The organism is Mycobacterium decipiens (assembly GCF_963853665.1).
GTDB lineage: Bacteria > Actinomycetota > Actinomycetes > Mycobacteriales > Mycobacteriaceae > Mycobacterium > Mycobacterium decipiens.
In genome coordinates, this window is sequence record NZ_OY970459.1 from 3,734,174 (window position 1) to 3,747,106 (window position 12,933).

Annotated in this window: 12 protein-coding genes and 2 pseudogenes; 5 read left to right on the forward strand and 9 right to left on the reverse strand. The window is 63.1% G+C overall.

The genetic code is table 11. The annotated features are described in order from the left end of the window. Positions 1-85: 85 nt before the first annotated feature. Positions 86-748 carry a class I SAM-dependent methyltransferase gene (locus AADZ55_RS16420; protein ID WP_242670094.1) on the reverse strand — a complete coding sequence of 221 codons (663 nt, stop codon included), beginning with the start codon at positions 746-748 and terminating at the stop codon, positions 86-88. 534 nt (positions 749-1,282) lie between these two features. Between AADZ55_RS16420 and AADZ55_RS16425 the strand changes: the two genes are divergently transcribed. Beyond that, complete coding sequence (locus AADZ55_RS16425) at positions 1,283-3,133, forward strand: putative bifunctional diguanylate cyclase/phosphodiesterase (protein ID WP_085324950.1); 1,851 nt, start codon at positions 1,283-1,285, stop codon at positions 3,131-3,133. Between the two features lie 177 nt (positions 3,134-3,310). Continuing rightward, a complete protein-coding gene (locus AADZ55_RS16430) occupies positions 3,311-4,117 on the forward strand; it encodes a TetR/AcrR family transcriptional regulator (protein WP_085324949.1) in 807 nt (268 codons plus the stop codon). A 4-nt stretch (positions 4,118-4,121) separates the two neighbouring features. Here the strand turns inward: AADZ55_RS16430 and AADZ55_RS16435 are convergent. Next, positions 4,122-4,378 (reverse strand): annotated as a pseudogene (locus tag AADZ55_RS16435) (enoyl-CoA hydratase/isomerase family protein); the annotation flags it as partial. On the opposite strand from AADZ55_RS16435, the pseudogene AADZ55_RS16440 reads away from it, so the two are divergent. After that, positions 4,377-4,569 (forward strand): annotated as a pseudogene (locus tag AADZ55_RS16440) (long-chain fatty acid--CoA ligase); the annotation flags it as partial. The pseudogenes AADZ55_RS16435 and AADZ55_RS16440 overlap by 2 nt on opposite strands. A gap of 30 nt (positions 4,570-4,599) precedes the next feature. Then, a complete protein-coding gene (locus tag AADZ55_RS16445; protein ID WP_085324984.1) occupies positions 4,600-5,052 on the forward strand; it encodes an SRPBCC family protein in 453 nt (150 codons plus the stop codon). On the opposite strand, the gene AADZ55_RS16450 is transcribed toward AADZ55_RS16445, so the two are convergent. The 6 genes from AADZ55_RS16450 to fabG all read right to left on the reverse strand — a co-directional run bounded on the left by AADZ55_RS16450 (position 5,047) and on the right by fabG (position 10,555). Continuing rightward, a complete protein-coding gene (locus tag AADZ55_RS16450) occupies positions 5,047-5,412 on the reverse strand; it encodes a hypothetical protein (RefSeq protein ID WP_085324948.1) in 366 nt (121 codons plus the stop codon). The two genes, AADZ55_RS16445 and AADZ55_RS16450, sit on opposite strands and share 6 nt — an antisense overlap. A gap of 72 nt (positions 5,413-5,484) precedes the next feature. After that, positions 5,485-6,189, reverse strand: a complete 705-nt coding sequence (locus AADZ55_RS16455) for a GntR family transcriptional regulator (protein ID WP_085324947.1) — start codon at positions 6,187-6,189, stop codon at positions 5,485-5,487. A gap of 4 nt (positions 6,190-6,193) precedes the next feature. Then, complete coding sequence (locus AADZ55_RS16460) at positions 6,194-7,387, reverse strand: acyl-CoA dehydrogenase family protein (RefSeq protein WP_085324946.1); 1,194 nt, start codon at positions 7,385-7,387, stop codon at positions 6,194-6,196. Further along, positions 7,384-8,595 carry a CoA transferase gene (locus tag AADZ55_RS16465; RefSeq protein WP_085324945.1) on the reverse strand — a complete coding sequence of 404 codons (1,212 nt, stop codon included), beginning with the start codon at positions 8,593-8,595 and terminating at the stop codon, positions 7,384-7,386. The genes AADZ55_RS16460 and AADZ55_RS16465 overlap by 4 nt, the downstream gene beginning before the upstream one ends. Beyond that, positions 8,592-9,809, reverse strand: a complete 1,218-nt coding sequence (locus AADZ55_RS16470) for an acetyl-CoA C-acetyltransferase (RefSeq protein WP_085324944.1) — start codon at positions 9,807-9,809, stop codon at positions 8,592-8,594. The genes AADZ55_RS16465 and AADZ55_RS16470 overlap by 4 nt, the downstream gene beginning before the upstream one ends. Next, positions 9,806-10,555 carry a 3-oxoacyl-ACP reductase FabG gene (gene fabG / locus AADZ55_RS16475; RefSeq protein ID WP_119184953.1) on the reverse strand — a complete coding sequence of 250 codons (750 nt, stop codon included), beginning with the start codon at positions 10,553-10,555 and terminating at the stop codon, positions 9,806-9,808. Before fabG ends, AADZ55_RS16470 begins: the two co-directional genes overlap by 4 nt. A 113-nt stretch (positions 10,556-10,668) precedes the next feature. Between fabG and AADZ55_RS16480 the strand changes: the two genes are divergently transcribed. After that, positions 10,669-11,841, forward strand: coding sequence for an acyl-CoA dehydrogenase family protein (locus tag AADZ55_RS16480; protein WP_085324943.1), 1,173 nt, complete (start codon positions 10,669-10,671; stop codon positions 11,839-11,841). A 21-nt stretch (positions 11,842-11,862) separates the two neighbouring features. On the opposite strand, the gene AADZ55_RS16485 is transcribed toward AADZ55_RS16480, so the two are convergent. Beyond that, positions 11,863-12,930: a phosphotransferase family protein gene (locus AADZ55_RS16485; RefSeq protein WP_085324942.1), complete on the reverse strand. Its 1,068-nt coding sequence runs from the start codon at positions 12,928-12,930 to the stop codon at positions 11,863-11,865. Between the last annotated feature and the right edge of the window lie 3 nt (positions 12,931-12,933).

Here is a 12,933-nt window from a genome sequence, read left to right on the forward strand (position 1 = left end):
TGGCACGCCTGAGCCGTATGCCGAGACAACTGACACGTACCGTTCCGAGGGTGTCTTCGCCGCGGCAACGCGTCATAGCTTAGTGTCACCACTTCAAACAAACCAACGACGCCGGCAACTTCGCTCGCCCCTTGTCGTCGACCGAATAGGGCGGGACCGGCAGGTCAGGAATCGTGGGCAACTTGACATGCACGAACGCCGGACGGATCTCGTCGATCTTCCAGTACTTATCCACGATTTCGCGCAATTCCTTCTGGGAGAACAGGTTCGGCACGGGAAACGGCGAATCGGCCGGCAGAGCGTCAGCAGTTAGCACCAATACATACATCGTCGCGCCGGGTTTGGCCGCGCGATGCGCCCAGCGCAGGTAGTCGTCACGGGCTTCCACCGGCAGTGAGTGCAACAGCAAGCAGTCCAGCACCGTATCGAAGCATTTGTCATAGCCGGTGAGTGACGTGATGTCGCCCTGGACGAATGTCGCCGTACTCAGTCCCCGTTCTCCGGCGGCCTTGACCGCCACTGCGATCGCCTGCGCTGCCACGTCGATGCCGACAACCCGGTAGCCCCGCGAAGCCAGATCCAGCGCAACGTCACCGATCCCGCAGCCCACATCGAGAACATCACCGACAATTTTGCCGTCGCGGATTAGCTCGGCTATGGCAGGCTGCGTTTCCCCGATATTCCACGGCGGAGGTCCGGCAAAAACTTCGTCGCGGTACGCTGCATCCCAATCCATGACTTCAGGCATGACGCAGTCTAACCCGACCAGCGGAATCCACAATGTAGGCCTGCAACCACGTGCTCGGTACGTCGGCATGTCTGGAGACTCTGATGTGTCCCGGGTTTGCTGGAGGCGTGTTGCTGGGCTTTGGGCCACGGCTGGGGTGGTTTGGTGCATCTTGCGGTTGATTTACTAGGTTTGCATTCTGCCCCAGAATGATTCGATGACGGCGTTGGCGAAGCAGTCAACGATTCGAACCCATCGACGGGACGAGTCCGGACCGCTAGCAGCCGAGGCGGCCATCGGTATGGGATGGCCACCTCGCTTGTTAGCTGACCTGGGCGACAGGGCGGCCGGCCGCCACGAATCAAGTACCTTGCGGCGGAACTCTTCCGGACAACGCTTGGGCACGGACACGGCTCCTTCGACGGACATCGCGACCAGGAGCCAAACAAGCGACTCCACACAACCCAGGACGCATCAACCCTGGCAGTAGCCTGTCAGGATTCTATGTAAGTCTGAGCTAGTGACACGCCCAGAGCTGCGGAGCTAACACCCGAGATGGACAACGACGCCACAACACATCGGCTTGACCAGATGGTCACCGCTGTCGCCAAACAACTCATGACCGTCGACACTGCCACGTCAACCGAGGTCAGTCGGCGGGTCCTGGCCTATCTGGTGGCCCAGCTCGGCGTTGATGCCAGCTTCTTACGTCACAACAATCACGACATTCGCGCAACAAAGCTCGTGGCCGAATGGCCACCTCGCCTCGACATACCGGACCCCGATCCGCTTGCGGTGATCTACTTCGCTAACGCCGACCCCGTTTTCGGTCTGTGCGAACACGCCAAAGAGCCGCTTGTGTTCCGCCCCGAGCCGGCCACCGCTGACTATCAACGTCGCATCGAGCACGCCCGCGGCGTTCCCACGACGTCAGCGGCCGCTGTCCCGCTGGTCTCCGGAGACGTCACCACCGGAGTGCTGGGGTTCGTCAAATACGGAGACCGGGAATGGAACGAGGCAGAACTCAACGCCCTCAAGGCCATCGCTACCCTCTTTGCCCAGGTGCAAGCGCGTGTCGCCGCCGAAATCAAGTCTGGCCATGACGATCTGACCGGACTGCACAACCGTCGAGCGCTGCTACACCACCTTCAGCAAAGGTTGGCCCCCGGACAGCCCGGCCCAGTCGCGGCGCTGTTTCTCGACCTCGACCGCTTTAAGGCCATCAACGACTACCTGGGCCACGCCGCCGGTGACCAATTCATCTATATGTTCGCCCGACGAATCCGTGACGCCTTCCTCGATCAGAGCCTGATTGCCCGGCTTGGCGGTGACGAATTCGTCGTAATACCCACATTGCCGATGAGTGTCGATGCCGCTGAACCACTCGCCGAACGTCTTCGCGACCAATTCAAGGAACACGTTGCCATCGGCGGTGAGGTACTCACCCGTACGGTCAGTATCGGTGTCGCGTCAGGGATTCCCGGACAGGACAACCCGTCGGACCTTCTTCGCCGAGCGGACCAGGCCGTCTTGGCGGCCAAGCGCGCCGGCGGAAATAGCGTCGCGGCGTTCACCGCGGATATGTCCATCGGAAGCGAACTGCGCAACGATATTGCGCTACACCTTCGACGCGGCATCGAGTCCGACGCCCTTCGCTTGGTCTACCTACCCGAGGTCGACTTGCGGACTGGTGACATTATCGGGGCCGAGGCATTGGTCCGGTGGCAACATCCCACCCGTGGACTATTGCCACCGAACTGCTTCATCCCGGTAGCCGAATCCATCAATCTTGCAGGCGAACTGGATAGGTGGGTGCTGCGGACGGCCTGCAGCGAATACGCCCAATGGCAGTCAATTGGGTTGGGCCACAACGTGCTGCTGCGCATTAACGTCTCACCCGGACAGCTGGTCACCGGCGGGTTTGTAGACTTCGTCGCGGACACGATCAGCCGACACGGCCTCGACGCCTCGTCCATATGTCTGGAACTCACCGAGAACGTCGTTGTCGAAAACCTACATACCGCCCGCGCCACCCTCGCTGGACTCAAAGACGTCGGCGTGCAGATCGCCATCGACGACTTCGGCACCGGCTACAGCGTCATGTCACTGCTGCAGACGCTACCTATCGACACGCTGAAGATCGGCAGAACCTTCGTGCGTCAACTCGGGACCAATGCCAGCGATCTGATCATTGTCCGCGGCATTATGGTGCTCGCCGAAGGCTTCCAACTCGATGTCGTGGCCGAAGGCGTCGAGACCGAAGCTGCAGCGCGGATTCTATTTGATCACGGCTGCTACCGTGCGCAAGGTTTCTTGTTCTCCCGGCCAGTCCCCGGAGAAGCCATGCGGCGCATGCTGTCCGTGGCGACTACGTTTACATCCATATCACCATCAAAGGCGCAATGATCATTCCGGGTCAGTAGCTATCTGCCGTCGCAGACTTCGACGGGATCCCGCGGATTCGGCTGTTGGGAAACCGAACCGGCCGCACTTACCAAAACGCCTACGATAGGTATTACAGTATTGGACGAAAGCCCGAGCCGGGCGTCACGGTATGGCTGTTCGGCCCCAGGTCGGATCTTGATGGAGGTGCCCGAAGTGGCAAAGCAGGCAACCGCCGGAAAGCGTCAGCGACGCGAACGGGGGTCCATCAATCCCGATGACATCATCGGCGGCGCATTCGAACTCGCCGAGCAGGTATCGATAGACAACCTGAGCATGCCGTTGCTCGGAAAACACCTCGGCGTCGGGGTCACCAGCATCTACTGGTACTTCCGCAAGAAGGACGACCTGCTCAACGCGATGACCGACCGCGCCTTGAGCAAGTACGTGTTCGCCACCCCCTACGTTGAAGCCAGCGACTGGCGTGAGACGTTGCGCAATCATGCGCGGTCGATGCGGAAGACGTTCATGGGCAACCCCATACTGTGCGATTTGATACTGATTCGAGCGGCGCTCAGCCCCAAAGCGGCGCGCCTGGGCGCCCAAGAGATGGAGAAGGCCATCGCCAATCTGGTGGAGGCGGGACTCTCCCCCGAGGACGCGTTCGACACCTACTCGGCGGTTTCGGTCCACGTACGCGGATCGGTGGTGCTGCATCGGCTCTATGAGAAGAACCAGTCCACGGATAGCGGACCACGCACCATCGAAGATGCCGTGGCCATCGATCCCGCAACGACCCCGCTGCTCGCTCAGGTAACCGGGAAGGGCCATCGCATCGGGGCCCCCGATGAAACCAATTTCGAATACGGTCTCGAATGCATCCTCCACCACGCGAGCCGGCTGATCGACGACAGTTCGAATGCCGCGGGAAAGGTACCGGCGGGCCGACGCAAAGCCGCCGCCAAGTCGCCTGCGCCGCGCGCGCGGGCCAACGCGGTGGTTCGTTAAGGGCTTACTGCGCTTCGGGTTCCGGCACCTGGAAGTGCTCAACGCGCAGCCGCAACACTTCCTTGGTTCGTGCTAGCACGCACCTTGACGAAGTTGAACTCGCCGGTGCGAAGTGCAGGCGATGACGACGCCATCGGCGGGCATCCTGGCCGCTTTGCGGCCCAGTACCGGGCGCGCGCCGCGACCCGAGCCGGAAACACAGGTCTCAGCAAAAATTCCCAGGTGCTCGATCTGACCCGCTTTGATGATGCCGCCCGTCAAATCCGACGACATGTTCAAGGTCAGGGGCGTCACCGTCTATCCCCGCGAGGTCGAACGCGCACTGCGGACCATCGACGGGGTCGACAACGCCTATGTCACCAACGTGTCCGGCAGCCGAGCCGACAGAGTGGGCGCGGCGCGCCTTCAAGGTGCCGACGCTATGGCTGCTGCTGGATTCCGACGACGACGTTGCATGGCAACCAGCCATCTACAATCCCAGTATGAATTCGGTCGATGTTGCCGTTTCGTTGGTGATCGGCCGGGGGCGTTCGGTCGTCGCCAACTACTGCTGCGATCCGGACAATGCGACCGAGTGGTACGCGAACATCAAGACCGTGCGATGGGAGACGCCAAAGCCGTTGGTGTTGGGGTCCCGGTTCGCATTTACCGCAGCCTTTATGGGCAGGACACTGCGCTACACCTACCAGGTGGTCGAGTTGGAGCCAGGCCGTCGACTCGTGATGCGGACGGCTCAGGACCCATTTCCGATGGAGACCACGTACACGTGGGACGACGAGCCGACCGGAAATACTCGTATGACGCTGCGTAACCGCGGCGAGCCGGCGGGGTTCTTCCGGTTGCTTCGGCCCGTCATGGCGATGGCGATCAGCCGCGCGACCCGCGGCGATCTGCGGAGACTCAGGTCGATTCTCGAAGGCAACCCGGCCTTATGAGACCCGCATCCAGAGCTTGCAGTTATGCGTTTGGAAGGCCGCCACGGTTGGCGGGATCACCACCGACATCGGGCCCATCGAGGTGTTTGTGTTGACGATATTGTCATTGCTCACCTCAGGTGCGCTGTGTGTCGACCACGAACAGGTTGAAAGCTCGGACACCCTGCCGAACACCAAAATAAGGGGATTCGACGGCCCCTCGGTACGGTAGGTGCCCGGCGGCATCTCAGTTCCCACAAGAAACACCCCATCCCCAGGGAATTGCTCGCCCTGTTCGGCAGCGGCCGGAGGCGCGAGCGCAACCGCGGCCATACCCGCAATGAATCCGGCCAATACGCGGAATGCGAGCGTGCGGGCCATTATTTTCTTCTCCCTATCATGCTGCCGGCCCCCATGAGGCAGCCTATGCCCGGCGTGCTCGAGCGACAACAGCTAGTGCCGAAACGGCCCGCTGACCGGACGGCTCTCCTCTGCAACCACGCCCCGCGCGATGAGGTGGTTGATCAGCGGAACCGCGCCCGCGGCTAAATGTTCCGACATCGCGATGCGTGCGAGCTTTCCGTCGTGCTGCTCGAGAGCGGAGAGCACCCGCCGATGGTCCTTTATCGACTGGGCAGGCCAGCCCTCGATCGTGGGAAACACCGATTCCGGTGCGTAGCGAGTGATCTGCAACATCAGCTGCGCAAGCTTGGGCGAGTCGGCCGCGATATTGATGGCCCGGTGGAATTCGTGGTTGAGCCGAACGGTCCGCTCGTCATCATCCCCGGCGTAAGCCGTCTCCAACTGAGCCTGGATCTTCTTGAGTTCGCGCAGCTGGTCATCGGTGATGTTGACCGCCGCCCGCGCCGCGAGCTCGCCGCCAACATGAGCCTGCACCCTTGCGACATCGGTGACGTCTCGCCCGGTTACCGCCAACACCACAAATCCGCGGCGAGGCTGCTGGGCGATCAATCCTTCGGCACACAGCACGAACAGCGCTTCACGCACCGGCGTGACACTGATTCCCAGTTCCTCGGCCAATTGGTCGAGACGGATATAGGCCCCCGCGGCGTAGGTGCCGTCGAAGATCCTCTTACGAACAAAGCGTGCGACGTCCTCGGAAAGTTGAGGCCGCGCAGCGAAGTCCGGGGCCGTCATCGCCTCATACCTGATACTCGGCGAGCAGCCGCTTGCTGATGATGGACTTCTGAATTTCGCTGGTGCCCTCGCCGATGAGCAGGAACGGCGCATCGCGCATCAGACGCTCGATCTCATATTCCTTGGAGTATCCGTAGCCGCCATGAATACGGAAGCTCTGCTGGGTGACCTCGCAACAGTATTCGCTGGCTAGGTATTTCGCCATTCCGGCGGCGAGGTCGTTGCGCTCACCCGAGTCTTTCAACCGCGCCGCGTTGACCATCATCAGATGTGCCGCTTCGACCTTGGTCGCCATCTCAGCCAGCTGGAACGCGATGGCCTGGTGCTCGGCGATCGGCCTACCAAACGTGTGGCGTTGCTGGGCATAGCGAACCGCCAGCTCGAAGGCGCGAATGCCGACACCACAGGCTCTCGCCGAAACATTGACGCGGCCGACCTCGATACCGTCCATCATCTGAAAGAAGCCCCGGCCCGGCACGCCGCCAAGCATGTCGTCGGCGCTTGCCAGATAGCCGTCGAAGATGAGCTCGGTGGTGTCAATACCCTTGTAGCCCAGCTTGTCGATCTTGCCCGGGATCACCAGACCCGGCAACACTTCACCGAAACCCGTTGGCTTTTCGATAAGAAACGCGGTCAGGTTGCGGTGCGGCTTGTCTGCGCCTTCATCGGTGCGTACCAGCACGGCCACCAGCGTCGAACTGCCGCCGTTGGTCAGCCACATCTTCTGACCGTCAATGGTGTAGGTGCCATCGGGATTACGCGCCGCCCGGGTACGGATCGCGGCGACGTCGGACCCCAGCTCCGGCTCCGACATGGAGAACGCGCCGCGGGATTCGCCGGTAGCCATCCGCGGCAACAGGCGTTGCCGCTGCGCGTCGGTGCCGTGCTGCCGCAGCATGTAGGCAACAATGAAGTGGGTATTGAGCACCCCGGAAACGCTCATCCAACCACGTGCTAGCTCCTCGACACACAGCGCGTAGGTCAGCAACGACTCGCCCAGGCCGCCGTACTGGATCGGAATCATCAGGCCGAACAAGCCCATGGCGCGCATCTGCTCGACGATCTCCTGGGGGTAGGTGTCGCCGCGTTCGAGGGCCGGCGCGTTGGGAATGATTTCCTTCTCCACGAACTGCCGTACCGTCGCAATGATCTCGGTCTGGAATTCGGTCAGGCCAAGCGTTTGAGCGAGTTTGGTCATCGGTTGTCACTTCCTATCGTTTTCGCGCTCGTCAAACGCGCGATGTCTTCGGTCGACAATCCCAAGCACTCGGCAAGGACGTCGGCGGTGTCGCGCCCCAGCGCGGGCGCGGGTGCGCTGGCGGGGTGAACGCCGTCGAACATGGTCGGCAAGGCGGGGGCCAGATATTCACCCACGCCTGGTTGGTGCAGCACGGAAAACAGCGGATTGGCGGTCACCCGTTGGTCTTTGACGACTTGCTCGAAGGTGCGGTATCGCTCGAACAACACGGTCGTGCCCGTCAGTGCGGCACTGATTTCTTCGGCCGTGTGTTCGGCGAACCAAGTGGCGAATAGTCCGGAAAGCACGTCGCGGTACCGGTACCGGTCGCCCTCGACAGTGAAGTCCGCGCCCAGCTCCGCGGCGAGCGCCGACACCACGGCTTTGGTGCCGGTCACCTCGACCAGGTCGCGAAAGTGCCGTCCGGTCAGCGCAACAACCATGAACGCGATGCCGTCACAGCTGGTGAAGTCCTGGCCGTACTGGCCGTAGACCGCGTTGCCCAGACGCTGTCGTTGTGTCCCATTCACCTGAGGTTCGGTCAACAGCCCCAGATTTCCCGCCGTGGCCAGCGCGACGTCTTCCAGCGCCAGGCTGATGCGGGCCCCCAACCCGGTCTGGTCGCGGCGGCGCACCGCGGCAGCGACGGCGAGCGCGGCGTACAAGCCGCAGCACACGTCCCAGGCCGGCAGCACATGGTTCACCGGACCGGCGTGGTCGACGGGTCCGGTGACGAGCGGGAATCCGGTCGCCGCGTTGACGGTGTAATCCACCCCGGTGGAGCCGTCACCGCGGCCCAGCAGCTGCACGTGAATGACGTCGGAGCGCTTGGTCGCTAGCACATCGTGGCTGAGCCAGTCCAGACCGGCGGCGTTGGTGACGGCGATGCCATCGCCTTCGACGATCAACCGCTGAACCAGCGCTTGTCCTTCGGGCGCGCGCAAATCGATGGTGGCCGAGCGCTTTCCCTTGTTCAGCCCGGTCCAGTAGATCGAAGTGCCGTCGGCTGCCAGCGGCCAGCGATGTATGTCCGAGGCGCCGCCGATCGGGTCGACGCGGATCACCTGCGCGCCGAGCTGACTCAGCGTCATGCCGCACAGCGGCGCGGCCACGAAGCTGGACACCTCGACGACGCTGACACCGCTCAGCGGCAACATGGGACCGGTCACGCCGGCGCGATCCGTTCGAAAACCGCGGCAAGGCCTTGGCCGCCGCCGATGCACATGGTCTCCAACCCGTAGCGCGCCTGGCGGCGGTCGAGTTCGCGCGCCAGGGTGGCCAGCATCCTCCCGCCGGTCGCACCCACCGGGTGCCCCAGCGATATTCCGGAGCCATGCACGTTGGTTCGGTCGTGGTCGGCGGCCCCGAAGCTCCACTCCCGCATCACCGCAAGCGCTTGGGCGGCAAAGGCTTCGTTGAGTTCGATGAGATCGATGTCGCTCAGCTGCAGGCCCGCCTTGGCGAGTGCGACCGCGGTCGCGGGCACCGGGCCGATGCCCATGATGTTGGGCGCCACACCCGCCTGTCCCCACGATGTCATCCGAACCAACGGTTTCAGGCCGTATTCAGCGGCCTTTTCAGGCGTGGTCACCACGCACATGGATGCAGCATCGTTTTGCCCACTGGCGTTGCCCGCCGTCACCGTTGCATCCGGATCATCGTCCAGCAGAACGGGTTTGAGTCTGCTCAGCGACGCTGCCGAGGTATCGGGACGTGGATGCTCGTCGGTGTCGAGCAGCTGTTCGCCGTGCCGGGTGGGCACCGCAACCGGAACGATCTCCTCGGCCAGGATGCCGTTCTTCTGGGCGGCTACCGCCCGCTGATGTGACCGCACCGCGAGCTCGTCCTGCTCCTGGCGCGAGATGCCGTACTGACGACTCAGATTCTCGGCGGTCTCGAGCATCCCACCCGGCACCGGGTAGTGGCGTCCCCCCGCGGTCGTTCGGCCCCGGGCCAGCCCGTCATGAATGCGAACGCCCGAGCGGCCCGCACCCCAGCGCATATCGGTGGAATAGAACGCGACGTTGCTCATGCTTTCACAGCCACCGGCGATGACGAGGTCGTTGTCACCACTGCTCACCTGCAGGCAGGCTTGAATCACCGCCTGCAGGCCCGACCCGCAGCGGCGGTCGACCTGCATGCCGGCAACCGTCACGGGCAGGCCCGCATCCAACGCGACCACCCGCCCGATTGCCGGCGCCTCACTGCTGGGATAGCAGTGTCCGAGAATCACGTCTTGCACTGCGTCGGGTGAGATTCCGGTTCGTTCGAGCAAGCCGCGCAAGACGGCGACACCGAGCTCGACGGCGGTCAGCGACTTGAACATGCCGCCGTACCGGCCGATCGGTGTCCGCACCGGTTCGCAGATAACGGCTTGACTCATATGAACCGGCCACCAGTCACGTCCAACACGGTGCCGGTCATATACGAGGATAGGTCCGAAGCCAGGAACAAGGCCACGCTGGCTACCTCGCCGGGCTCGCCAGCGCGACCCATCGGAACCTCGGTGAGCTTCTGGTCCCAAATGCGTTGCGGCATGGCCTCTGTCATAGCTGAACGGATCAACCCAGGAGCTATCGCGTTTACTCGAACACCGAGGTGCGCAAGTTCTTTGGCGGCCGCCTTGGTCATCCCCACGATGCCGGCCTTGGCCGCTGAGTAGTTGGTTTGGCCGACCATACCAACCTTGCCCGACACCGAAGACATGTTCACAATGGCGCCCCGCTTGTTTTCTCGCATGATCGCCGCCGCCAGACGGGTGCCGTTCCAGGTACCCTTCAGATGCACCGCGATGACCTGATCGAACTGCTCTTCGGTCATCTTGCGCATCGTCGCGTCGCGGGTGATCCCGGCGTTGTTGACCATGACGTCCAGATCGCCGAATCGCTCGACCGCCGTCCGGATGAGGGTCTCGACGTCGTCGGCTTGAGTCACATCGCACCGCACCGCCAGAGCCACCTCATCGCCGCCCAGCTGCTCGGCTGCAGCCTCGGTGGCGGCGCGATTCACATCACCGAGCACAACCCGTGCGCCCTCGGCGACGAATCGCTCCGCGATAGCCAGTCCCAGCCCCTGTGCACCACCGGTGACGACGGCAGTCCGATCTTTCAGCAACGACACCTTGACCACGCATTCCTTACCGCCAGGCCCCGCTCGGCGCCCGCCAGTCAAATATTATATTTCATATAGGATCACTATGGAACGGCGCTGCCCACGCACCCGCCAAAAAGGAGCTGCTGCCCATGCCCGATGCCGGTGTCCCCGATGTATCCGACGACGACTTTCAGCAGATCCTGGCCCAGACCCGCCACTTCGTCCGCAGCGCGGTGATCCCGCGTGAGCAGGAGATTCTGGCCGACGACCGAATACCCGATGACCTACGCGAGCACGCCAAGAAGATGGGCCTGTTCGGATACGCGATACCGCAGCAATGGGGCGGACTCGGACTGAACCTGGTCCAAGACGTCGAGCTGGCTATGGAGCTGGGCTACACCTCGCTGGCGCTGCGGTCGATGTTCGGCACCAACAACGGCATCGCCGGGCAGGTTCTGGTCGGATTCGGCACCGACGAGCAGAAAGCCCGTTGGTTGGAGCCGATGGCATCGGGCGACGTCGTCGCCTCCTTCGCGCTGACCGAACCGGGTGCCGGATCGAATCCGGCCGGCCTGCGCACCAAAGCCGTTCGTGACAAAAATGATTGGGTGATCTGCGGACAGAAGCGGTTCATTACCAACGCGCCCGTCGCGGATCTGTTCGTGGTCTTCGCGCGCACTCGGCCCGGCGACGAGCAGGGCCCCGGCATCGCGGTCTTTCTGGTACCCGCAGATGCTGCGGGTGTCGAGGTAGGCGCCAAGGACGCCAAGATGGGCCAGGAAGGTGCATGGACGTCTGATGTCAGTTTCACCGACGTCCGAGTCCACGCTGACGCGCTGATCGGCGGCTCCGAAGACATTGGTTATCGAGCGGCACTGACCGCGTTGGCGCGTGGCCGGGTGCACATTGCCGCGGTCGCGGTGGGCACCGCACAGCGTGCACTCGACGAATCCGTGGCGTATGCCGCCACCGCGACGCAGGGCGGTGCGACGATCGGCAGCTTCCAGTTGGTGCAGGCGATGCTTGCCGACCAGCAGACCGGGGTGCTGGCCGGTCGCGCCCTGGTCCGCGACGCCGCACGGCTGTGGGTCAGCGAGCAGGATCGGCGGGTCGCGCCGTCGGCGGCCAAGCTCTTCTGCACGGAAATGGCCGGCAAGGTCGCCGACCTCGCGGTGCAGATTCATGGAGGCAGTGGCTACATGCGTGGCGTTCCGGTGGAACGCATCTACCGCGACGTTCGTCTGTTGCGGCTTTACGAGGGCACCAGCGAGATTCAGCGCCTGATCATCGGGACGAACCTGGTCAAGGCCGCACAACGTTGACGGGTGGCGGGCACCGGCGACTCAGCCCATCAGTTCCAGCGTCCCCAGATCGCGGATCGCCTGGCAACCCCGCCGGAGCATGACCAGCACCATGTCATCACCGCGCTCGGTGGACGTCGCGAAGGCAAACCCCAGCGCCGTGATCAGAACGGCTTGTGGCATTCCGAGCCGATAGTCGCGCCAGCATGTTTCCCGGTCGTATCCGGTGACGCCGTGGCCCGATAGCGCCCGGTGATACTCGTCGACAAGGCGTTCTTCGATTGCTGAGCGAAGTTGGGAATCAAGGCTGGTTGCCGTGAAGTAAGCGAGATCGCGCGCGGGAAGACCGATGCCAAGTGTCTGCCAGTCCACCACGCTCACCCGGTTGCGGCCAGGGTCGAACAACAGATTGTCGAGGCGATAATCGCCATGCAGCAAGGCGAACCGGCCGCGCTCGGCAAGCAGCCACGGCGTCACCAAACCCAGCGCCGTAGTGAAGGTCTCGCGATCGACGGCACTCAGCCGGGCACCAAGCTTGTCCAGCGTGGTGTCGGCGCTCATCTTGGCCACCGCACCGAGGCCCTGGGCGGAAGCCTCGTCGGGGAGCGGGAAGGCAATACCGGGCAGATCCAGCCAGACTGGATCGCACCAGCTGGGCCCATGTAAGCCCGCCAGGGCGGTAACCGCCAGTCGAGCTTCCCGTTCACCACAGCCGGCGAGCTGGTCGCCCTGCACAGCAGGCGCCTGGTCGGTGAGCAGCAGAGCGAAATCCATTGCATCATCCGTGATCTCGCAATAGAAGCACTGCGGTGTCGGCACTCGCACTCGATCGACCACAAAGGTATAGAACGCGCATTCACTGCGATAGCCGATGCTGACCCGATCACGCACGGTGTCGTCCTGGGCGGGCAGTTTGATCACGAAGGTTTGCGGCAAACCGCCGGGATCTGTCGCATAGGTGACCGCCACCCGGTAGGTGGCACCCGTCTGCCCGGTTCCGATGGCGACCACGTCGACCTGCGAGACCCCGACCGGCGTGCCACGTCCGCGCAGTACCGTCGACAGCCACTCGGGAGTCACATCGCCGGGATGCCGGGGAATTGAACCCACGGC

Excerpts from the sequence above, each read along its gene's own strand:
- AADZ55_RS16420 (WP_242670094.1), bottom strand. The coding sequence starts at position 748 with ATGCCTGAAGTCATGGATTGGGATGCAGCGTACCGCGACGAAGTTTTT.
- AADZ55_RS16425 (WP_085324950.1), top strand. The coding sequence starts at position 1,283 with ATGGACAACGACGCCACAACACATCGGCTTGACCAGATGGTCACCGCT.
- AADZ55_RS16430 (WP_085324949.1), top strand. The coding sequence starts at position 3,311 with ATGGAGGTGCCCGAAGTGGCAAAGCAGGCAACCGCCGGAAAGCGTCAG.
- AADZ55_RS16445 (WP_085324984.1), top strand. The coding sequence starts at position 4,600 with ATGAATTCGGTCGATGTTGCCGTTTCGTTGGTGATCGGCCGGGGGCGT.
- AADZ55_RS16450 (WP_085324948.1), bottom strand. The coding sequence starts at position 5,412 with ATGGCCCGCACGCTCGCATTCCGCGTATTGGCCGGATTCATTGCGGGT.
- AADZ55_RS16455 (WP_085324947.1), bottom strand. The coding sequence starts at position 6,189 with ATGACGGCCCCGGACTTCGCTGCGCGGCCTCAACTTTCCGAGGACGTC.
- AADZ55_RS16460 (WP_085324946.1), bottom strand. The coding sequence starts at position 7,387 with ATGACCAAACTCGCTCAAACGCTTGGCCTGACCGAATTCCAGACCGAG.
- AADZ55_RS16470 (WP_085324944.1), bottom strand. The coding sequence starts at position 9,809 with ATGAGTCAAGCCGTTATCTGCGAACCGGTGCGGACACCGATCGGCCGG.
- AADZ55_RS16480 (WP_085324943.1), top strand. The coding sequence starts at position 10,669 with ATGCCCGATGCCGGTGTCCCCGATGTATCCGACGACGACTTTCAGCAG.